At 70.0% G+C, this 21,136-nt stretch carries 20 protein-coding genes, 1 tRNA gene and 1 rRNA gene; 13 read left to right on the forward strand and 9 right to left on the reverse strand.

From position 1 onward, the window contains the following. Positions 1–28 precede the first annotated feature (28 nt). From ACZ6JE_RS08040 to ACZ6JE_RS08050, 3 genes are all read left to right on the forward strand, one after another. Positions 29–727 (forward strand): arsenate reductase/protein-tyrosine-phosphatase family protein, encoded by a 699-nt coding sequence (locus ACZ6JE_RS08040; RefSeq protein WP_464318652.1) that lies wholly within the window; start codon positions 29–31, stop codon positions 725–727. A 165-nt stretch (positions 728–892) separates the two neighbouring features. Beyond that, on the forward strand, positions 893–1,090 hold the full coding sequence (locus tag ACZ6JE_RS08045; protein WP_192060854.1) for a DUF3073 domain-containing protein: 198 nt from the start codon (positions 893–895) through the stop codon (positions 1,088–1,090). A 12-nt stretch (positions 1,091–1,102) separates the two neighbouring features. Beyond that, a complete protein-coding gene (locus ACZ6JE_RS08050; protein ID WP_464318653.1) occupies positions 1,103–1,546 on the forward strand; it encodes a VOC family protein in 444 nt (147 codons plus the stop codon). A gap of 125 nt (positions 1,547–1,671) precedes the next feature. Here the strand turns inward: ACZ6JE_RS08050 and purM are convergent, their stop codons facing one another. Continuing rightward, positions 1,672–2,796 carry a phosphoribosylformylglycinamidine cyclo-ligase gene (gene purM / locus ACZ6JE_RS08055; protein ID WP_464318654.1) on the reverse strand — a complete coding sequence of 375 codons (1,125 nt, stop codon included), beginning with the start codon at positions 2,794–2,796 and terminating at the stop codon, positions 1,672–1,674. Between the two features lie 71 nt (positions 2,797–2,867). Between purM and purF the strand changes: the two genes are divergently transcribed. From purF to ACZ6JE_RS08070, 3 genes are all read left to right on the forward strand, one after another. Further along, positions 2,868–4,328 (forward strand): amidophosphoribosyltransferase, encoded by a 1,461-nt coding sequence (gene purF, locus ACZ6JE_RS08060; protein ID WP_320479601.1) that lies wholly within the window; start codon positions 2,868–2,870, stop codon positions 4,326–4,328. Positions 4,329–4,451: 123 nt separating this feature from the next. After that, positions 4,452–5,327 (forward strand): ABC transporter ATP-binding protein, encoded by an 876-nt coding sequence (locus ACZ6JE_RS08065; RefSeq protein ID WP_320478426.1) that lies wholly within the window; start codon positions 4,452–4,454, stop codon positions 5,325–5,327. Then, positions 5,309–6,883, forward strand: coding sequence for a transporter (locus ACZ6JE_RS08070; protein ID WP_464318655.1), 1,575 nt, complete (start codon positions 5,309–5,311; stop codon positions 6,881–6,883). The genes ACZ6JE_RS08065 and ACZ6JE_RS08070 overlap by 19 nt, the downstream gene beginning before the upstream one ends. A gap of 266 nt (positions 6,884–7,149) precedes the next feature. Here the strand turns inward: ACZ6JE_RS08070 and ACZ6JE_RS08075 are convergent, their stop codons facing one another. Continuing rightward, positions 7,150–7,587 carry a hypothetical protein gene (locus ACZ6JE_RS08075; RefSeq protein WP_464318656.1) on the reverse strand — a complete coding sequence of 146 codons (438 nt, stop codon included), beginning with the start codon at positions 7,585–7,587 and terminating at the stop codon, positions 7,150–7,152. A 137-nt stretch (positions 7,588–7,724) separates the two neighbouring features. Further along, complete coding sequence (locus ACZ6JE_RS08080; protein WP_192060861.1) at positions 7,725–8,114, reverse strand: sterol carrier family protein; 390 nt, start codon at positions 8,112–8,114, stop codon at positions 7,725–7,727. An 85-nt stretch (positions 8,115–8,199) separates the two neighbouring features. Here ACZ6JE_RS08080 and purD point away from each other — a divergent pair, with 85 nt between their 5' ends. From purD to ACZ6JE_RS08100, 4 genes are all read left to right on the forward strand, one after another. Further along, positions 8,200–9,468 carry a phosphoribosylamine--glycine ligase gene (gene purD, locus ACZ6JE_RS08085; RefSeq protein ID WP_464318657.1) on the forward strand — a complete coding sequence of 423 codons (1,269 nt, stop codon included), beginning with the start codon at positions 8,200–8,202 and terminating at the stop codon, positions 9,466–9,468. Next, the gene (locus tag ACZ6JE_RS08090) at positions 9,465–10,361 is read left to right on the forward strand and encodes a phosphoribosylaminoimidazolesuccinocarboxamide synthase (RefSeq protein ID WP_464318658.1); all 897 of its coding nucleotides are present in this window, start codon (positions 9,465–9,467) and stop codon (positions 10,359–10,361) included. Before purD ends, ACZ6JE_RS08090 begins: the two co-directional genes overlap by 4 nt. Positions 10,362–10,515: 154 nt before the next feature. Further along, positions 10,516–11,427 carry a VOC family protein gene (locus ACZ6JE_RS08095; RefSeq protein ID WP_464318659.1) on the forward strand — a complete coding sequence of 304 codons (912 nt, stop codon included), beginning with the start codon at positions 10,516–10,518 and terminating at the stop codon, positions 11,425–11,427. Between the two features lie 99 nt (positions 11,428–11,526). Further along, positions 11,527–12,114: a GNAT family N-acetyltransferase gene (locus ACZ6JE_RS08100; protein ID WP_192060864.1), complete on the forward strand. Its 588-nt coding sequence runs from the start codon at positions 11,527–11,529 to the stop codon at positions 12,112–12,114. 138 nt (positions 12,115–12,252) lie between these two features. On the opposite strand, the gene ACZ6JE_RS08105 is transcribed toward ACZ6JE_RS08100, so the two are convergent. Both ACZ6JE_RS08105 and ACZ6JE_RS08110 read right to left on the reverse strand, forming a co-directional pair. Continuing rightward, on the reverse strand, positions 12,253–13,755 hold the full coding sequence (locus ACZ6JE_RS08105) for a catalase (protein WP_192060865.1): 1,503 nt from the start codon (positions 13,753–13,755) through the stop codon (positions 12,253–12,255). Positions 13,756–13,818: 63 nt separating this feature from the next. Beyond that, positions 13,819–14,289, reverse strand: a complete 471-nt coding sequence (locus ACZ6JE_RS08110) for a Fur family transcriptional regulator (protein WP_192060866.1) — start codon at positions 14,287–14,289, stop codon at positions 13,819–13,821. A 390-nt stretch (positions 14,290–14,679) separates the two neighbouring features. Here ACZ6JE_RS08110 and purS point away from each other — a divergent pair, with 390 nt between their 5' ends. The 3 genes from purS to purL are packed head-to-tail and all read left to right on the forward strand — an operon-like array spanning position 14,680 to position 17,989. Next, complete coding sequence (gene purS / locus ACZ6JE_RS08115; protein WP_192060867.1) at positions 14,680–14,952, forward strand: phosphoribosylformylglycinamidine synthase subunit PurS; 273 nt, start codon at positions 14,680–14,682, stop codon at positions 14,950–14,952. Then, positions 14,952–15,647 carry a phosphoribosylformylglycinamidine synthase subunit PurQ gene (purQ, locus tag ACZ6JE_RS08120; RefSeq protein ID WP_192060868.1) on the forward strand — a complete coding sequence of 232 codons (696 nt, stop codon included), beginning with the start codon at positions 14,952–14,954 and terminating at the stop codon, positions 15,645–15,647. The genes purS and purQ overlap by 1 nt, the downstream gene beginning before the upstream one ends. Further along, positions 15,644–17,989, forward strand: coding sequence for a phosphoribosylformylglycinamidine synthase subunit PurL (purL, locus tag ACZ6JE_RS08125; RefSeq protein WP_192060869.1), 2,346 nt, complete (start codon positions 15,644–15,646; stop codon positions 17,987–17,989). The genes purQ and purL overlap by 4 nt, the downstream gene beginning before the upstream one ends. Before the next feature lie 293 nt (positions 17,990–18,282). On the opposite strand, the gene ACZ6JE_RS08130 is transcribed toward purL, so the two are convergent. The 4 genes from ACZ6JE_RS08130 to rrf form a co-directional block, all read right to left on the reverse strand. Further along, positions 18,283–18,354 (reverse strand) — tRNA-Gln (locus ACZ6JE_RS08130). Between the two features lie 52 nt (positions 18,355–18,406). Continuing rightward, positions 18,407–19,336, reverse strand: a complete 930-nt coding sequence (locus ACZ6JE_RS08135; RefSeq protein ID WP_464318660.1) for an NAD(P)/FAD-dependent oxidoreductase — start codon at positions 19,334–19,336, stop codon at positions 18,407–18,409. Between the two features lie 2 nt (positions 19,337–19,338). Next, positions 19,339–20,829 (reverse strand): glutamate--tRNA ligase, encoded by a 1,491-nt coding sequence (gltX, locus tag ACZ6JE_RS08140; RefSeq protein WP_464318661.1) that lies wholly within the window; start codon positions 20,827–20,829, stop codon positions 19,339–19,341. Positions 20,830–20,926: 97 nt separating this feature from the next. After that, a 5S ribosomal RNA gene (gene rrf / locus ACZ6JE_RS08145) occupies positions 20,927–21,043 on the reverse strand. Positions 21,044–21,136 lie beyond the last annotated feature (93 nt).

Below are 21,136 nucleotides of genomic sequence, written 5' to 3' on the forward strand. Positions count from 1 at the left end.
CGCGGCGGCCGCCCTCAGGCTCTGCGGGATGCCCCTGGGTATCGTGACCGACATGTCCGCGACGCCGTTCTCCCTCGAGGGTCTGTTCGACCATGCCACCGGCGACTTCACGATCCTGACGGTCTGCACGGGCAACATCTGCCGCTCGCCGCTGGCTGAGCAGTACCTGCGGGCGCGTCTCGCCGGTCTGCCCGGGCTGACGGTGTCGAGCGCCGGCACGATGGCTCGCGACGGCGATCCCATGCCCGCGCAGGCGGTCGCCCAGGCCCGCGCCTGGGGCGCCGAGCCGGACGACCACGGGGCGCGCTACCTCGTCGAGTCGCAGATCGCCGAGGCCGACCTCGTGTTCGGCATGGCGCGCGAGCACCGGCGCGCGGTCGTGAGCATGCATCCGCGGGCGTCGCGCCACACCTTCACCCTCCGCGAGTTCGCGCGGCTCGCCGAGGGTCTCACCGAGGCCGACCTCGGGGGCGTCGCGAGACTCCCCCGAGACGACGTGCCCGGGCGACTCCGCGAGCTCGTCCGACTCGTCGCCTCGCGTCGCGGCACCATCGAAGCCCCCCGCGATCCGGACGACGACGACGTGATCGACCCGTACAAGCAGTCCGATGCGGTCTTCGAGCGGTCCAGCGCGCAGCTGATGCCCGCAGCGGACGTCGTCGTGGCCGTCTTCGAGCTGGCCGCGACCGTCACCCCGCACGAGGCCGCACCCACTCGGCGGTCCTGACGGGTCTCCCGGCGGCACGACCGGCCCGCACGAGACCCCGCGCCAGACGGCACAGGTGACTCATGGGGTACATGCTAAGATCGGTCCAGTTTTGCAACTGTCATCAGTCGGCTGTACCCGGTTCGTCCGACACCGCTTCCGGGCCGAATTCAGAGGGGGTCACGCATGGGGCGCGGCCGTCAAAAAGCCAAGCACACCAAGGTCGCCAGAGAGCTGAAGTACTTCAGCCCTGACACCAACTACGGTGCACTCGAAAAAGAGCTGGCTACCAAGAGCGACTCCGGCGACGAATACGTCGACAAGTGGGCCGACGACATCGACGACGAGTACGACGTCGATCACGACCAGAACAAGACCGCCTAGGGTCGCCTGATCATGACGATCGACGGATCCTCGGCGGACGACGGCACGACACCCGTCGACACGACGGGTTCGCCCGGCGGTCCGATCGCGCGCCCGTCGCTCGAATGGGAGCAGGTCGTCGTCGACGCCCTCGAGCCGGCGACGCTCGCCCATTGGTGGGCCGACGCCCTCGGCTGGGTCGTCGTGTCGCCGAGCGGCGACGACGAACCCGAGATCCGCAGCAGCCCCGACTCCCTGCCGGGGCTGCTCTTCGTGCGCGTTCCCGAGGGCAAGACCCTCAAGAACCGCCTGCACCTCGATTTCCGACCCGACGATCAAGACGCCGAGGTCGCCCGCCTGCTCGAGCTCGGGGCCACCCGCTCCGACGTCGGCCAGACGTCCGACGTGTCGTGGGTCGTGCTCGCCGACCCCGAGGGCAACGAGTTCTGCGTGCTCGGCGAGCGCCGCGCCTCCTAGGCTGACCGCTCGCCGCGTCTCCCCTCGGCACAGCACGACGCCCGCCCCGCAGCAGCGGAGCGGGCGTTCGTCGTCCAGCCGAGCGCGAACAGCGCGACCGGCGGGTCGGTCGGCGACCGGCCGGATCAGCCGGCGTAGGCCCCGATCAGCCGAACCGCGCCTCCGTCGACGCCCTTCGCTCCCTGCTCGAAGCCCGACAGGTCGCGGACGGCCGTCGAGACCGTGCCGATCCGCCACGTGTCGATGCCGTCGGCGACCAGCGCCGCCGAGACCGCGGCCGCCTGCGAGGCCGAGACCACGGCGATCATCCCGATGCCGAGGTTCCAGGTGCCCTCGCTCGACTCGAGGGTCGAACCGGCCAGGTCGCTCAGCACGCGGAACACCGGTGCCGGCGACCAGGTCGCGCGATCGACGTCCGTCCACGAACCGCGGGGCAGCACACGCGCCAGGTTCGCCGCGATGCCGCCGCCGGTCACGTGACTGAGCGAGTGCACGGCCCCGGCGAGCGCCGGGTCGTCGAGCACCCGCAGCAGGGGCGACGTGTAGAGCCGGGTCGGTTCGAGCAGCGCCTCGCCGAGGGTGCCCGAGAGCTCGTCGACGGTGTCGGTGTAGCCGAGATCGCGCGACGCGAGGATGTGCCTGACCAGCGAGAAGCCGTTCGAGTGCAGCCCCGACGAGGCGAGGGCGAGCACGACGTCGCCGTCGCCGACCAGGTGCGGGCCGAGCTGGCGATCGGCCTCGACCGCGCCGACCGCGGCACCCGCGACGTCGTAGTCGTCGGGGCCGAGCAGCCCGGGGTGCTCCGCCGTCTCGCCGCCGACCAGGGCGGTGCCCGTCTCGCTGCAGGCGCGGGCGATGCCCTCGACGATGGCGGCGATGCGGGTGGGGACGACCCGGCCGCAGGCGATGTAGTCGGTCATGATCATGGGGCGGGCGCCGACCACGACGATGTCGTCGACGACCATGCCCACGAGGTCCTGCCCGATGGTGTCGTGCTTGTCGAGGGCCTGCGCGATGGCGACCTTCGTGCCGACGCCGTCGGTCGAGGTGGCGAGCAGCGGGCGGTCGAACGATTTCAGGAACGAGACGTCGAACATGCCGGCGAATCCGCCGACGCCGCCGACCACGCCCGGGCCGTGCGTGGCGCTCACGGCGGCCTTCATCAGCTCGACTGCGCGGTCTCCCGCCGCCGTGTCGACACCTGCCGCGGCGTAGGAGGCGCTGGTCGAGGGGGCTTCGGAGGTCGCCATTCGTTCATCCATTCGGTGTCGCTCTAGACTGACGCGGTAACCCCAACTCTACGGTCTGGAGCCAGATCCGCATGTGCGGCATCGTCGGTCTCGTCGCGCACGAGCCAGCAAATCAACTCGTCTACGATTCGCTCCTCCTGCTGCAGCACCGCGGCCAGGACAGCGCCGGCATCGCCACCGCCGAGCGCGGCATCTTCCACATCCACAAGACCAGGGGGCAGGTGCGCGAGGGCTTCCGCACCCGCGACATGCGTGCTCTGCTCGGCACGATGGGGCTCGGTCACGTGCGCTACGCGACCAAGGGCGCCGCGAGCAACGAGCAAGAGGCGCAGCCGTTCTACGTGAACGCCCCGTACGGCATCGTGCTCATCCACAACGGCAACCTGACGAACACGCGCGAGCTGACCAGCGAGCTGTTCCATGTCGACCGCCGGCACCTCAACACGAACAGCGACACCGAGCTGCTCGTCAACGTGCTGGCGCACGAGCTGCAGGAGCAGGTCAACGGCAGCGACCTCGACCCCGATCAGATCTTCGCCGCGGTCTCGCGGGTGCACGAGCGCGTGCAGGGCTCGTACGCCGCGATCGCGATGATCGCCGGGCACGGTCTGCTCGCCTTCCGCGACCCGTTCGGCATCCGCCCGCTGGTGCTCGGTCGTCGTCTCGCGGCCGACGGCGTCCGCGAAGAGTGGATCACCGCCTCCGAGTCGCTGGTGCTCGAGTCGGGCGGCTACGAGATCGTCCGCGACGTCGCCCCCGGCGAGGCGGTCTTCATCTCGCTCGACGGCGAGATGGTGTCGAAGCAGTGCCACGCGAGCCCGCGCCTGATCCCCTGCTCGTTCGAGTACGTCTACCTGGCGCGCCCCGACTCGATCATGAACGGCATCTCGGTCTACGACGCGCGCCTCCGACTCGGCAACCGCCTGGCCGACACGATCGCGACCTACGCGCCCACCGGCGACATCGACGTCGTCATGCCGATCCCCGACTCGTCGCGGCCCGCCGCCATGCAGGTCGCGCAGAAGCTCGGCATCGAGTACCGCGAGGGCTTCTACAAGAACCGCTACGTCGGCCGCACGTTCATCATGCCGGGGCAGGCCGAGCGCAAGCGCTCCGTGCGGCAGAAGCTGAACGCGATGTCGAGTGAGTTCAAGGGCAAGAACATCCTGATCGTCGACGACTCGATCGTGCGCGGCACCACCTCGCGAGAGATCGTCGAGATGGCGCGCGCCGCCGGGGCGAACGAGGTCACGTTCACCTCCGCCGCGCCTCCCGTGCGGTTCCCCCACGTGTACGGCATCAACATGCCGACCCGTCACGAACTCGTCGCCCACGATCGCAAGATCCCCGAGATCGCCCGCGAGCTCGGGGCCGACCACCTCATCTATCAAGAGGTCGCCGACATGCAGGCGGCCATCATCGAGGGCAGCGACGTCACCGAGCTCGAGATGAGCTGCTTCACGGGCGAGTACGTCACCGGCACGGTCAGCCCCGAGTACCTCGCCTGGGTCGAGGCCAACCAGCTCAGCTAGTCGCCGGTCCCCGATCGACCGACCCGCGCCTCCTCCCCCACCGAGGAGGCGCGGGTCGTCTTCACCCGCATCTCCCCCGGGAGGCGGTGGTCGCGACCCCGTCGGTCTCCCTAGGCTGACCGCATGACGGACGCCGTGCCTCCTCCCGTGCCCGATCCCGCAGTGCCCGCCGCCTCGGCGGCCGTGCCCACGTCGTCGGCTGCGCCCGCCGCGTCGGTCTCGCCCGGCGATCGGGCTCCGCAGGGCGGGGTCGCGCTGCAGATCAGCGGCCTCCGCAAGGCCTTCGGCCAGAAGGTCGCGGTCGACGGCATCGACCTGACCGTGCCGAGGGGCTCGTTCTACGGGCTCGTCGGGCCGAACGGCGCCGGCAAGACCACGACGCTGTCGATGGCGACCGGTCTGCTGCGACCCGACGCCGGCACCATCGAGGTGCTCGGGCACGACGTGTGGAGCGACCCGACGCACGCCAAGGCGCTGGTCGGCGTGCTGAGCGACGGCGTCAAGCTGTTCGACCGCCTCACCGGCGAGCAGCTCGTCACTTACCACGGCCTGCTCAACGGGATGGATCGCGAGACGACCGCTCAGCGCGTCGGCGATCTGCTCGACCTGCTCGACCTCCGCGGCGCCGGGGGCACGCTCGTCGTCGACTACTCCGCGGGCATGACCAAGAAGGTGGCGTTGGCCTGCGCACTGGTGCACGCACCGCGCCTCCTCGTGCTCGACGAGCCGTTCGAGTCGGTCGACCCGATCTCGGCCGCCAACATCCGCGACATCCTGCAGGGCTACGTCGAGGGCGGCGGCACGGTGATCGTGTCGAGCCACTCGATGGACCTCGTGCAGCGCATGTGCGATCACGTCGCCGTCGTCGCGAACGGCCGCGTGCTGGCCGAGGGCACGATCGACGAGGTGCGGGGCGGTTCGACGCTCGAAGACCGTTTCGTCGAGCTCGTCGGCGGACGTCGCCACAACGAGGGGCCGTCGTGGTTGCGCACCTCCTGAGGCTCCGCTGGCGGGTGATGCTGAACGGCTTCAAGCGCAGCACCTGGCAGCTCGTCGCCGCGATCATCGGTCTCCTGTACGGCCTGGGCATCCTCGGCGTGGTCGTGGCCGGGCTCATCGCCCTGTCGTTCGCGCCCGAGGGCGTCGCGTGGACGACCGCGGTGCTCGGGGGCTCGGTGCTCGTGCTCGGCTGGGTGATCGTGCCGCTCGTGCTGCGCGGTCTCGATCAGACCCTCAGCGTCGAGAAGCTGCGCGCGTTCCCGATCCCGGCCGATCGTCTGCTCGTCGCCCTGCTGATCTGCGGTGTGCTGGGTGTGCCGGGCCTGGTGACCGCCATAGCCGGTGTCGCGACCGCCCTCAGCTGGCTGCGCGACCCGGTGGCCCTGATCACTGCGCCGTTCTGCGCCGTGATCGGCGTGCTGACCTGCATCGCCGCGTCGCGCACCGTCGAGTCGCTGACGTCGTCGCTGGGGTCGAAGCGTCGCTACCGCGAGCTGATGAGCGTGCTGGTCTTCATCCCGCTGATCCTCGCCGGGCCGATCATCGCCCTCGCCGGCACCGGGCTCGCCACCGTCGGCGACGACCTGCCCGAGATCGCGCGAACCTTGTCGTTCACACCGCTCGGGGCGGCGTGGTCGATCCCGGGCGACCTCGCCGCGGGGCGCGGTCTCGAGGCCCTCGCCAAGGTCGGGATCGCCCTCGCGACGCTGGCCGTGCTCCTCCTGCTCTGGAGGCGCGGGTTGGCCGCGGCCCTCATCGCCCCTCCGGCGTCGGACTCGGGTTCGACCGCGAAGGGTCTCGGGCCCTTCCGCTGGTTCCCGGCCACTCCCACCGGCGCCGTCGCCGCTCGCGCGGCCGTCTACTGGATGCGCGACCCCCGATACGGCGGGTCGCTGATCGTCGTACCGCTGATCCCCGTGCTGGCGATCTTCATCTCGGTCACCACCGGCAGCGACTGGCTGCTGCTCGCGACGGGGCCGGCCATCGGCGCCCTGCTGATGATCACCCTCAGCGCCGAGATCTCGTACGACGGCACGGCGTTCGCCGCGCACCTGTCGACGGGCCTCTCGGGTCGGGCGGACCGGGCCGGGCGCGTGCTGACGCTGTCGCTCTTCTCGGTGCCGATGGTGCTGATCGCGACCGTCGTGCCGCTCGCCGTGGTGGGTCGACTCGACCTCGTGCCGGTGATGCTCGGCCTGGGGCTCGGCGTGATGCTGACCGGGTACGGGGTCTCGAGCGTCGCGTCGACGAGGTTCCTGATGCCGGTGCCCGCAGCCGGCGAGAGCCCGTTCAAGTCGCCGCAGGGCTCGACGCTGACGACGGCGCTCATCACCTACCTCGTGTGGATCATCGCGTTCGCCTTCGCCATCCCCGAGATCGCACTCGCCATCGCGGCGCTCGTCACCGGTAGCGCGCTGCTCGGCTGGTTGACGCTCGTGGTCGGGGTCGGGCTTGGCACGGCGCTGCTGTTCGTCGGCATCGACCGCGGAGGCAGGTCGCTCGACGCCCGAGGGCCCGAGCTGCTCAGCAGCCTGCGCCGCGCGAGCGGCGGGTAGCGCGGGGAGGGCTGCGCGTGGTGGGCTGACCCGCGCCTCCCGCCCGCCTGTGCAAATCGCGACCTTCTCGCGCAGTTCAGGTCGCGACCGGTTCGTGCCGTGCAGATCGCGACCGGGCCACTGCACCGCGGCGTGCCGAACCCGTCCGACCCGCGCCTCCTCGGCGTGCCGAACCCGACCAGAACGCCTCTTGCGGCCCGTAACGCCAGCAAAAAGACGCCGCTTCGCGCGTTCTCGTCGCGAATTGCACACCCGATCGGGGCGGGTCAGGACTCGATGTCGCCCTCGACGGCCTCGTCCGGAGCGTCGACCCGGCTGCGCTCGACGGTGACCGACTTCGCCCGACGGACCGACACGCGGTCGACGATGATCGCCACGAGCGAGCCGATCGCCCCGCCGAAGGTCAGCCCCCAGAGCGAGAAGTAGCCGTAGGTCGACGCGACGCCCTCCCCCTCCTGGAACGGGAAGAGCGAGGTCACGATCAGCGACACGATGACCCCGGCGAGCGCACCCATGATCAGGAAGACCGGGTACTTGGGCGCCCGGCGCACCGTGACCTCGTCATGCGTCGCGACCTCGACGGGCTCGGCAGGCTCGGCGGGCTCGGTCGACCCGGCGGGCTCGGTCGACCCGGCGGGCTCGGCAGACTCGGCGGGCTCGGCGGGGACGTCGGGCTGCTGCGAGTGGTCGGGAGCGTTGGTCACCCGCCAAGTCTCCCAGACGGACGCCGCGCCGCCGTTCAGCATTCTCGGTGTCGAACCACACGACGCCACATGCCGGACCCTGCTCCGGAGGCGCGGTGCAGGAGGCGCAGCCCCTCGCCGACCACGCCCGCCCCGGCTCACTCCGAACGCAGCCCCGGCAGCCGCACGGGCACGTACCCGGTGAGATCCGCTCGACTGCCCGACGCGGAGACCAGCGCACCGGCGACCGCCTCGGGCCAGGTCAGACGACCGGTCGCGAGGCGGATGAAGGTGTCCGCGTCGGTCTCGACGACGTTCGGCGGCGTACCCCGGGTGTGACTCAGCCCCTCACGGAACTGGACGGCTCCGAACGGAGGGACCCGCACCTCCACGGTGGCCCCCGGCTCGGCATCGGCCATCACCTGGAGCAACCAGCGGACGGCGGTGGCCGTCACCATCCGGGGTGCCGTCTCGCCGCCGTCGAGCGCCGCCGACGCCTCCCGGACGGCAGCCGCCCCCGCCCCGTCGTCGATCCGCGCCTTGGCCATCGGGCCACCGTACGCCCGGCCCCGACCGCCGGGCCCGTCCACAGCGCCCCACCCGCCTGTCGGCGCTCGTCGGTAGGCTTGCCCCGTGCGAATCCTCGTCCTCGGTTCCGGTGCTCGTGAGCACGCCATCATCACCGCCCTGCTGCGCGAAGACGCGGGCCACGAGATCGTCGCGGCCCCCGGCAACGCCGGCATCGCGGCGCAGGTCGAGGTCGTGCACCTCGACCCGTCGAACGGCTCGGTCGTCGCCGAGTACGCGCTCGAGAACGACGTCGAGCTGGTCGTCATCGGCCCCGAGGCCCCCTTGGTCGCCGGTGTGGCCGACGCGCTGCGGACTCGCGGCATCCCCGTCTTCGGGCCCGGTAAGAAGGCCGCCGCGCTCGAGGGCAGCAAGACCTTCGCCAAGCGCATCATGCAGGAGGCCGGCGTGCCGACCGGTCGCGCGACGCGCGTCGGCACCCTCGACGAGGCCATCGCGGTGCTCGACGACTTCGGCGCTCCGTACGTCGTCAAGGCCGACGGACTCGCGGCGGGCAAGGGCGTGCTCGTCACCGAGAGCCGCGACGCCGCGGTCGAGCACACCACCTATTGGCTGCAGCACGGGCCGGTGCTCGTCGAAGAGCACCTCGACGGCCCCGAGGTCTCGTTGTTCTTCCTCAGCGACGGTCACACCGTCGTGCCGCTCAGCCCGGCGCAAGACTACAAACGACTGCTCGACGGCGACGACGGGCCCAACACGGGCGGCATGGGCGCGTACTCGCCCCTGCCGTGGCTGGCCGACCGGTTCGGCAGCGAGAAGGACTTCGTCGACGAGGTGCTCGACACGATCGCCACACCGACGGTCCGTCAGCTCGAGAGCGAGTCGACGCCGTTCATCGGCCTGCTCTACGCCGGGCTGATCCTCACCGAGCAGGGTGTGCGCGTCATCGAGTTCAACGCCCGGTTCGGCGACCCCGAGACGCAGGTCGTGCTGCCCCGGCTCATCACCCCCCTCAGCGGTCTGCTGCTCGCGGCGTCGACCGGCTCGCTGGGCAACCACGAATCGCCTCGGTTCGCGCCCACCTCCGCCGTCACGGTCGTCCTCGCCAGCGAGGGCTACCCCGAGGCTGCCGTCAGCGGTCGTCCGCTCACCGGGCTCGACGACGCCACGGCCGTCGCAGGAGTCCACGTCGCGCACGCCGCCACGGCCCGGCTCGACGACCGCCTCATCGCGACCGGCGGCCGCGTGCTCAGCGTCGTCGCCGAAGGGGCCGACTTCGGCGAGGCACGAGGCCGCGCCTACGACGCCCTGTCGCGCATCGGGCTCGAGGGCGGCCAGTACCGCCGCGACATCGCCGAGCGGGTCACCCGATGAGCACCCTCGGCACGCCCCCCGCCCTCGACGGATGGGCGCCCGTCTACTCGGGCAAGGTCCGCGACCTGTACGTCCCCGCCACGGACGGCGCCGCATCGCTCGACGGCACCGAGTACGTGCTCGTCGTCGCCAGCGACCGGGTCAGCGCGTTCGACCAGGTGCTCGAGCCCGGCATCCCGGGCAAGGGCGCCCTCCTGACGCAGCTCAGCCTGTGGTGGTTCGACCAGCTCGAGACGGTGCCGAACCACCTGGTCGACCCGACGCGAGCGACGGTGTCGCTGCCCGGCGCCGTCCGCGACCGCGCCATGCTCGTGAAGCCGCTCGACATGTTCCCCGTCGAGTGCGTCGTGCGCGGCTACCTCGTCGGCAGCGGCTGGGTCGAGTACCAGGCGCACGGCACCGTCTGCGGCGTGCCGCTGCCCGAGGGCCTCGCGAGCGGCGACCGACTGCCCGAGCCCATCTACACGCCGGCGTTCAAGGCGCAGCTGGGCGATCACGACGAGAACATCAGCTTCGAGCGCACCGTCGAACTGGTCGGGGCCGAGACGGCGGAGGCGCTCCGCGACCTCTCGCTCGACGTCTTCCGCCGTGCCTCCGCGGTGGCCGAGGCTCGTGGGGTGATCCTCGCCGACACGAAGTTCGAGTTCGGGGCCGATCGCGAGACCGGCGAGATCACCCTCGGCGACGAGGTGCTGACGAGCGACAGCAGTCGCTACTGGGACGCCGAGGTCTACGCCTCGGGCGATCGCACCGCGAGCTTCGACAAGCAGATCGTCCGCAACTGGCTCTCGACCAACTGGGACGGCACGGGCACCCCGCCCGAGCTCCCCGCCGACGTGGTCGAGCAGACCGCTCTCCGCTACCGCGAGCTCATCGAGCGCCTCACCGCCTGACGCGCCGGTTGCGCCGGTTGCGCCGGTTGCGCCGGTTGCGCCTGCGGCCAAGCCCCGTCGCGCGTCGGGAATGCCGCCTCCCGCCGACCGGTTAGGTCGATGACACGTCACCGACCTGTGACGCCCCATCGACATCGACCGTTCAGAGGACCCCATGACCGACGCACCCGCCGCTCCCGACGCACCCCGCGCCTCCTCGGCCGATCTGCTCGCAGCCGACACGGGCATGGGTGCGGTCACCCTCCGCGTCGCCGATCTCGACGCGATGACCACGTACTACCGCGACTCGGTCACGCTGCAGGTGCTGGCGAGCGAGCCGGCGGCGGGCCGGGTGACCCTGGGGCGCGGTGCGACGCCGATCGTGATCCTCGAGCACGCGCCCGAGCTGCGACACGCCGGTCCGCGCGAGGCCGGGCTGTTCCACACGGCCATCCTGTTCGAGACGGAGGCCGATCTGGCCGCAGCGGTCTACTCGGTCGCGAGCCGCCACCCGCAGTCGTTCACCGGCAGCGCCGACCACCTCGTCAGCAAGGCGTTCTACTTCACCGATCCCGAGGGCAACGGCATCGAGCTCTACTGGGACCGAGCCCGCACCGAGTGGTCGTGGACGCACGGGCAGGTCGACATGGCGACGCTCGCGCTCGATCCGAACGGGTTCCTGCAGCAGAACGTCACCGAGGAGGCGCTGGCCGGCACCGCCCTCCGCCCCGCCTCCGTCGGGCACGTGCACCTCAGCGTGGGCGACGTCGATTCGGCCCACCGGTTCTACGTCGAGCAGCTCGGCTTCGAGACGACGACGCGATTCGGACCGCAGGCCCTGTTCGTCAGCGCCGGCGGCTACCACCACCACATGGCGATGAACACGTGGAACAGCGCGGGCGCCGGGCGCCGGCAGCTCGCCCTCGGGCTGGGACTCGTGCGGATCGAGGTGCCGAGCGGCGACGATCTCGGCGCACTCGGCGAGCGCCTCGGCCACTTCGGCGTGGCCACCCGCGACGACGGACGGGTGCTCGGCTTCGACGACCCCTGGTCGAACCGCATCGAAGTCACGACCCGCACCCGCTGACGCAGGGCACGCCGACCGACGCGACCCACGACCGCCCTCCCCCGCCGCACGCCGCCAGCACCCCGCCGGCACGAGGCGGGGCGCGCTAGCGTCGACGTCATGTCCGACGCCGCAGCACCAGCCCCGATCTTCAGCCCCGTCGCCGAGGGCGACCTCACGCTCGACGATCACGAGGCCATCGCGTCGCTGCTCGCCCGGGCGTTCCCGAGCTACGACCACTGGTACCTCGGAGCCCGCAGCTGGGCGGGCATGCAACCCGAGCGCCGTGTCGTCGCACGGCTCGGCGACGTGGTCGTGGCGCATGCCGGAGTCCGCCGCCAGTTCGTCACCGTCGGCACGACCGACCTGCTCGTCGCCGCCGTGGGCATGGTCGCCGTCTCGCCCGAGGTGCAGAACACGGGGCTCGGCGCCGAGCTCCTGCGGCACGTCGACGGCGTGCTGACCGATCTGCGCGTCCGCTTCGGCGTGCTCGAGTCGGGCGAGGGGGTCCAGGGCTTCTACCGCTCGGCCGGGTGGCGCCCGCTCGAGCACGCCGGCGAACCGATCACCGGTCATTACACGGCGTTCAGCGCCGATGGCGCGGGCGTGCTCGTCACGCAGCAGGAGGGCTGGCTCGCCCGCGAGGGCACCTCGACCCTGGCGGAGTGGCCCGAGGGCGACCTGCACTGGAACGGGCAGATGGTCTGACCCGCTGTCGAGGAGTCACGACACTCCGCCGGCTCGCGAGCCCCACGGCGCGTCGTGACCCGTCGACGCGGCAGACGGAAGGAGGCGCGGCTCCTGCAGAACAGGAACCGCGCCTCTTTCAGGCACCAGACCGATCGATCAGACGCTGACGCCGACCGTCGCCGGGTCCTCGTTCGAACCGGGGGCCTCCGGCTCGACGCCCTTGCGGACGCGGAGACCGAGTGTCGGGTCGACGTTCGCCCAGTACTCGTAGACGCGCTCGCGCAGCTCGGGGCGGGTCACCTTCGAGACGTGACCGACGATGTTGGCGACCAGACGGTCGCGCTGCTCGTCGTCCATGACCTCGCGCACCAGCGTGCCGGCCTGCCCGAAGTCGTCGTCCTCGGCGTGGAGCGTCGCGGCCGAGCGCTGCAGCTCGCCGTCGCTCTCCCAGCCGCCCGTGTCACCGGCGACCTGCGGGTCGGCGTGCGCGCCGCCCAGCGAGTTCGGTGCGTAGACGGGCACCTCGGCCTTCTGGAAGTCGAACCGCGCCGCACCGTCTTTCGAGTACGAGTGCACGGGCGACTTCGGCGCGTTGACCGGCAGCTGCGCGTGGTTGGTGCCCACACGGTAGCGGTGCGCGTCGGCGTAGCTGAAGATGCGGGCGAGCAGCATCTTGTCGGGGCTCGCGGCGATCCCGGGCACGAAGTTCGAGGGGGCGAACGCCGCCTGCTCGATCTGCGCGAAGTAGTTCTCGGGGTTGCGGTTGAGCTCCATCGAGCCGACCTCGATCAGCGGGTAGTCGGCGTGCGGCCAGACCTTGGTGAGGTCGAACGGGTTGAAGCGGTAGGTCGCCGCGTCTTCGTAGGGCATGACCTGCACGGAGAGGGTCCAGGTCGGGAACTCCTCGCGCTCGATCGCGGCCGAGAGATCGCGGATGTGGAAGTCGGCGTCTTCGCCCGCGATGCGGTCGGCGTCGGCCTGCTCGAGGATCTTGATGCCCTGGTCGCTCTTGAAGTGGTACTTGACCCAGAAGCGCTCGCCCTCGGCGTTGATCCACTGGTAGGTGTGCGACCCGAAGCCGTCCATGTTGCGCCACGAGGCGGGCAGACCCCGGTCGCCCATCAGCCAGGTCACCTGGTGAGCCGACTCGGGCGAGAGGGTCCAGAAGTCCCACTGCATGTCGTGGTCGCGCAGGTGCGTGCCGGGCAGTCGCTTCTGCGAACGGATGAAGTCGGGGAACTTGATGCCGTCGCGGATGAAGAACACGGGTGTGTTGTTGCCGACGAGGTCGTAGTTGCCCTCGGTCGTGTAGAACTTCAGCGAGAACCCGCGGGGGTCGCGCCAGGTGTCGGGGCTGCCCTGCTCGCCGGCGACGGTCGAGAAGCGCGCGAGCATCTCGGTCTCGACGCCGGGCTGGAACAGCGCCGCCCGCGTGTACTTCGAGACGTCGCCGGTGGTCGTGAACGTGCCGAAGGCTCCGCCGCCCTTGGCGTGCACGACGCGCTCGGGGACTCGCTCGCGGTTGAACTGGGCGAGCTTCTCGACCAGGTAGTGGTCGTGCAGCGCGATCGCGCCGTCGGCGCCGACGCTCTGCGAGTGCTCGTCGCTCGCGACGGGTGCGCCTGAGTTGGTGGTGGTGACGCGTTTCTCGTCGGTCATCTTCTCATCCTGTCTTTCGGTGTCGTTCAGATCGGAATGTCGTGGGGGCCCGGGAGGTGCGGGTCAGTCGGTCAGGACGGGGTCGACCTCGAGCGGCTGGTCGAGCTCGGCGGCGCGGCATTCGGGGCAGATGCCCCAGAACGTGACCTCGGCCGTCTGGACGAAGAACCCGGCGTCGTTCGACGGCGAGAGGCACGGTGCGTGCCCGACGACGCAGTCGACGTCGGCGATGTCGCCGCAGGTGCTGCAGACCACGTGGTGGTGGTTGTCTCCGGTGCGCAGCTCGTACAGCGCCGGCGAGCCGGCGGGTTCGATGCGGCGGACGAGCCCCACGCCGGTCAACGCGTTGAGGACGCCGTAGACGGCCTGGAGCGAGGTGCCGGGGAGGCGCGGCGCCACCGCTGCGAACAGAGCGTCGGCAGGAGCGTGGGCGCGCCCCTCGAGTGCCGCGAGCACCGCGAGGCGGGGCTCGGTGACGCGCAGACCGGCGCCGCGGAGGGCGTCTCGGGTGGCATCGTCGGCGATCGTCGTCATGGCTTCCAGTAAAGCACTCTTTTGATCTGTTCAAAAACAGATGAGCATCACTCGGAGCGTCATCACAGCCCGGGGAGAGGGGTGACGCCCGGTCGATGGGGGGATTCGACCGGGCGTCCTACGGTGTCGGGCGGATCAGGAGCCCTCGACCGGTGTGGGCGGCAGGAGACCCGATCACGAGGTCTTGTTCCTCACCGCTGAGATCATCCTGCGATGCGAACCGATGACGACGCTGGGAGCCGACTCGCAGTCCGCTGAGCATCGCGCATCGCGACGGCCCCTCTCCGGTCTCGCCGCCGTCCCCAGGAGGCGCTGGTCGCCACCGGTCCGCGCCTCCTGCTGCCGTAGACTCGTCGCGTCCACCCGCTGACGTCTCCGCAGGAGTAAAACGTGCCCACAATCGTCGTCGAGGTCATGCCCAAGGCTGAACTGCTCGACCCCCAGGGCAAGGCCGTCGCCGGCGCCCTGGCCCGTCTCGGACAGAAGCAGCTGACCGATGTCCGCATCGGCAAGCGCTTCGAGGTCACCGTCGAGGGCGAGGTGACCGACGGCGTGCTCGCCGACGTGCGCCGCCTGGCCGACGACATGTTCTCGAACTCCGTCATCGAAGACGTCGTGTCGATCACCGTCGTCGACTCCGCCGACGCCCCCGCCGCCGTCTGATGCGCGTCGGCGTCGTCACCTTCCCCGGCTCCCTCGACGACCGCGACGCGCAGCGCGCGGTCCGACTCGCCGGCGGCGAACCCGTCGCCCTCTGGCACGGCGACCACGACCTCCAGGGGGTCGACGCGATCATCCTCCCCGGTGGCTTCAGCTACGGCGACTACCTGCGGGCGGGCGCCATCGCCTCGTTCTCGCCGATCATGACCGAGGTCGTCGACGCGGCGAACAAGGGCGTGCCCGTGCTCGGCATCTGCAACGGCTTCCAGATGCTGGCGGAGGCGCGGCTCATCCCCGGCGCGCACACCCGCAACGCGCACCAGCAGTTCATCCGCCGCGACCAGCGTCTCCGTGTCGAGAACGCCCGCACCGACTGGACGAACGGCTTCACCGAGGGGCAGGAGATCACGATCCCCCTGAAGAACGCCGACGGCCGGTTCATCGCCGACGCCGAGACCATCAAGCGCATCGAGGGCGAGGGGCAGGTCGCCTTCCGCTACCTCGAGGTCAACCCCAACGGGTCGATGGACGACATCGCGGGCGTCACCAACGCACGCGGCAACGTGGTCGGCCTGATGCCCCACCCCGAGCACGCGACCGAGCCGGGGTTCGGGCCCGACATGCCCGACGCGATGTCGAGCGGCATCGACGGTCTCACCTTCTTCACGTCCGTCATCGAGAGGGCCCTCGCCAGATGAGCATCGACAGCAAGAACACGGCGGAGCAGATCGACGTGCGCCCCGAGGGCCACGTGCCCGACACCGTGGCGAACGCCGCGGCGACCCCCGACAGAGAACAGCCCTACGGCGCCCTCGGCCTCAAGGCCGACGAGTACGCGTCGATCCGCGAGATCCTCGGCCGCCGCCCCACGAGCGGCGAGCTCGCCATGTACTCGGTGATGTGGAGCGAGCACTGCTCGTACAAGTCGAGCAAGATCTACCTCCGGCAGTTCGGCCAGAAGGTCACGCCCGCCATGAAGAAGGACCTCATGGTCGGCATGGGCGAGAACGCCGGCGTCGTCGACGTAGGAGGCGGTTGGGCCGTGACCTTCAAGGTCGAGTCCCACAATCACCCCAGCTACATCGAGCCCTTCCAGGGTGCCGCCACCGGCGTCGGCGGCATCGTCCGCGACATCATCTCCATGGGGGCCCGCCCGGTCGCCGTGATGGACCAGCTCCGCTTCGGTGCCATCGACGCGCCCGACACGGCGCGCGTCGTCGACGGCGTCGTGGGCGGCATCAGCTTCTACGCGAACTGCCTCGGTCTGCCCAACATCGGCGGCGAGACCTATTTCGACGCCGTCTACCAGGGCAACCCCCTCGTCAACGCCCTCGCGGTCGGCGTCCTGCGTCATGAGGACCTGCACCTGGCGAACGCCCGCGGTGTGGGCAACAAGGTCGTGCTCTTCGGTGCTCGCACGGGCGGCGACGGGATCGGCGGCGCCTCCATCCTCGCCTCCGACACGTTCTCGTCGGGTGGCCCGACCAAGCGGCCGGCCGTGCAGGTGGGCGACCCCTTCGCCGAGAAGGTGCTCATCGAGTGCTGCCTCGAGCTGTTCCGCGACGAGCTGGTCGAGGGCATCCAAGACCTCGGCGCCGCCGGCATCAGCTGCGCCACGTCAGAGCTCGCATCCAACGGCGACGGCGGCATGTTCATCGAGCTCGACAAGGTGCTGCTGCGCGACCCGTCGCTCACCGCCGAGGAGATCCTGATGAGCGAGAGCCAGGAACGCATGATGGCCGTCGTCGAGCCGTCGAAGCTCGAGGCCTTCCTCGCCGTCACGGCCAAGTGGGACGTCGAGACGAGCGTCCTCGGCGAGGTCACCGACACCGGCCGGCTGGTGATCGACTGGCACGGCGAGGAGATCGTCAACGTCGAGCCGCGCACCGTCGCGGTCGACGGCCCGGTCTACGAGCGACCCGTCGCGTACCCGACCTGGATCGACGCCCTGCAGGCGGACTCCGCCTCGGCGCTCCCCCGCCCCACGGGCAACAGCGTGCTGCGCGAGCAGTTCCTCGAACTGCTCGGCTCGGCGAACCTGTCGGACAAGAGCTGGGTCACCAACCAGTACGACACCTACGTGCTCGGCAACACCGCGTTGAGCTTCCCCGACGACGGCGGCATGATCCGAGTCGACGAGGAGAGCGGCCTCGGCTTCGCCATCGCCACCGACGCCAACGGCCGGTACTGCCAGCTCGATCCGAAGCAGGGCGCCCGTCTGGCCCTCGCCGAGGCGTACCGCAACGTCGCCGTGACGGGTGCGGTGCCCGCCGCCGTGACGGACTGCCTGAACTTCGGCAGCCCCGAGAACCCGGAGGTCATGTGGCAGTTCTCGCAGACCGTCGAGGGCCTCGCCGACGGGTGCCTCGAACTCGAGATCCCCGTCACCGGTGGCAACGTCTCGTTCTACAACCAGACCGGCACCGTGCCGATCCACCCCACGCCGGTCGTGGGCGTGCTCGGCGTCATCCAGGACGTCGCTAAGCGCGTCCCGTCCGGCTGGCAGGACGAAGGCGACAACATCTACCTGCTCGGCACCACGGCGCTCGAGCTCGACGGCTCGGCCTGGGCCGGCGTGATCCACGACCACCTCGGCGGTCGTCCGCCCGCGGTCGACCTCGACGCCGAGCGGCAGCTGGCCCAGCTGCTGGCCGCCGGTGCCGATCAGTCGCTGCTCGCGGCCGCGCACGACCTCAGCGACGGCGGCCTCGCGCAGGCCCTGGCGGAGTCGGTCCTGCGGTTCGGCGTCGGTGCGCGGGTCTGGCTCGGCGAACTGCTTGAGCGCGACGGCATCGACGCGGCCACGGCGCTTTTCAGCGAGTCGACCGGCCGAGTGATCGTGTCGGTGCCCCGCGAGGACGACGTGCGGTTCCGTGGCCTCTGCGAAGGTCGCGGCTACCCGGTGGCCCGCATCGGAGTCACCGACGGCGCGTCGGAGTCGCTCGAGATCCAGGATGTCTTCACGGTCTCGCTCGACGAGCTGCGACGCACCCACCGAGCGACGCTCCCCGCGCGCTTCGGAGCGACCATCCCGCAGTAGCAACCACGCAGCACCACGGACGCCCTCGCCATCCCGGCGGGGGCGTCCTTCGTCTGCGCCGGGCCCATAGCGCCGACCACGTTCCACGGTGGTCAGAAGACGCCCCTCAGAGCCGTACGAAGGGCCACAACCGCCCACCCTGCCCCGCGCCCCCGGACGAGTACTCCACGCTGGTCAGAAGACGACCCAGCACGCGGCAGGAAGGGCCATGACCGCCCACCCTGACCCGGGCCTCCTGGGTCGGCGGGGGACGCAGAAAGGCCCCGACCAACAGGTCGGGGCCTTTCTCGATGCTGGGGTACCTGGACTCGAACCAAGAACAACTGAACCAGAATCAGTCGTGTTGCCAATTACACCATACCCCAATGATGACACACGTCAGTGCTACATCACTCGGCTCAAACTCGAACCGAGAACCTACTGTACAGCATCACCGAGGCCACGTGCGACACCGATCAGATCGCGGTTGACGACGGCGGCGACCGACGCCCCCGAGCCCGCTGCCACGATCAACTGCTGCGGCCCCGGCGCCGTCGACTCCCCCGCGGCGTAGAGGCCGTCGACCGTCGTGCGGCCGTGCGCGTCGACGACGAGCAGACCGTCCGAGTCGAGCATCGCTCCGGTGGTGGCGACGTACTCGAGTGCACCCGACCAGGCGGGACGCACGAAGCCGCCGGAGCGTTCGATCCGGGTGCCGTCGTCGAGCACGACGGCGCGCATCCCGTCGCGGTCCGCATCGATCGACGCCACACGGCGGCGTTCCACGGTCACCCCGCGTGACCCGAGATCGGCCTCTTCGCTCGGCGTGACGACGTCAGCCCCGTTGGTGAAGACGACCAGGTCGGCCGACCACTGCAGCAGCAGATGCGCGCGTTCGGCGAGGTCGGGGTGCTCGCCGATCACAGCCAGAGGCTGATCACGCTTGTCGTACCCGTCGCACTCGATGCAGCTGTGGATGAACGTGCCGTAGAACGCCTTCAGGCCGTCGATCTCGGGCAGGGTCTCGTGCAGCCCGGTTGCGACGACCACGACCCCTGCGGTCGCGCTGCTGGTGCGCCCACGGAAGTCGCAGTCGATCTCGAAGCCGCCCTCGACGACCGCCACCGACGTGGCCATCGTCATCCGGTGTTCGGCACCCTCGTACCGCAGGAACTCGTCGCGACCGAGCTTGCGCAGCTCGAGAGGCGAGATGCCGTCGCGAGTGAGGTACCCGTGAGACAGCAGCGTCGCGGAGTTGCGCGGCCGGTTGCCGTCGATGAGCAGCACGCGACGGCGGGCGCGGGCGAGATTGACGGCTGCGCTGAGCCCGGCTGGCCCGCCCCCGATCACCGCGACTTCGTACTCCATGCTCATGAGCGTGCTGCGAGCCTCTCGAGACGGGCCATCGTCGACTCGCGACCGAGGATCTCCATGGACTCGAACAGCGGAGGGCTCACCCGTCGACCGGACAGCGCGACGCGCAGCGGGCCGAAGGCGACGCGAGGCTTGAGCCCGAGCCCGTCGACGAGCGCCCCCTTGAGCGCCTCCTGGATGTCGGCGTGATTCCACGACGTCAGCCCCTGCAGAGCCTCCGAGGAGGCGCGCAGCACCTGGACATGCCCCTCCGGCAACGAGGCGATCGCGTCCTCTTCGTAGACCAGGTCGTCGTCGCTCGTGAAGAGGAACGACAACATGCCACGCGCCTCTCCGAGCAGAGTCATGCGCTCTTGGACGAGCGGAGCCGCTTCGCCGAGCACTCGACGATCCGACTCGGTGACCGGGTCGGAGACGACGCCCTCGAGATAGGGCAGAAGACGATCGACGAAGTCCCCGGCCTCGAGACGGCGGATGTGGTCTCCGTTGATCGATTCGGCCTTCTTCAGATCGAAGCGTGCGGGATTGGGATTGACGTCCACGACATCGAAGGCCTCGACCATCTCGTCGATCGAGAAGACGTCTCGATCGTGTGTGAGCGACCAGCCGAGCAGAGCGAGGTAGTTGACCAGGCCCTCCGGGACGAAGCCACGGTCGCGGTGATGGAAGAGGTTTGCCTCGGGGTCGCGCTTCGACAGCTTCTTGTTCTTCTCACCCATGACATAGGGGAGGTGTCCGAAGCGCGGCACGAAGGTGGTGATGCCCAACTCGACGAGAGCTTCGTACAGAGCGATCTGCCGGGGTGTCGATGAGAGGAGGTCCTCGCCGCGCAGCACGTGCGTGATGCCCATCAGCGCGTCGTCGAGGGGGTTGACGAAGGTGTACAGAGGAACGCCGTTGGGCCGGACCACGACGAAGTCAGTGAACGAGCCGGCCGGGAACGTGATCTCCCCACGAACGAGATCATCGAAGCTGAGGTCGCGGTCGGGGACTCGCAGTCGGAGCGCCGGCTGACGTCCCTCGGCACGGAATGCCGCACGCTGCTCGTCGGTGAGCTCACGTTCGAAGTTGTCGTAACCCTGCTTGGGGTCGCGACCATTTGCGATGTTGCGCGCCTCGATCTCCTCGCCCGTCGCGAAGCTCTCGTACAGGAGTCCTCGCTCGAGCAGCTGGTCGATGACACCACGATAGATGTCGTGACGCTGCGACTGCCGGTACGGCCCGTGCGGGCCGCCGACGTCGACACCTTCGTCCCAGTCGATCTTGAGCCACCGAAGACCGTCGAGGATCTGCTCGTAACTCTCTTCGCTGTCACGGGCCGCATCGGTGTCCTCGATGCGGAAGACGAGCTTGCCGCCCGTGTGACGTGCATAAGCCCAGTTGAACAGGGCCGTCCGGATCAGGCCGACGTGAGGCGTGCCAGTGGGCGAAGGGCAGAACCGGACGCGCACATCAGTGCCGGTCGCGGTGGAGAAGGGAGCAGACATCGAGGATGATCTTACCGCTTCACCCACGACTGCCGAAGGCGCGTTAAACGCAGAAAGCCCCTTCCGAAGAAGGGGCTCTCTGATCTTACTAAAAGGAGTCCGGCGGTGTCCTACTCTCCCACAAGGTCCCCCTTGCAGTACCATCGGCGCTGAGAGTCTTAGCTTCCGGGTTCGGAATGTAACCGGGCGTTTCCCTCTCGCTATGGCCGCCGAAACATTTACCACACACAGGCCCTGAGGCCAGCGGTGAAGTCTGTTTCAGACCATGCACCCACCCCCACCCCGAAGGATGACGGCAGACGACTGT

The organism is Frigoribacterium sp. AC759, from assembly GCF_979256015.1.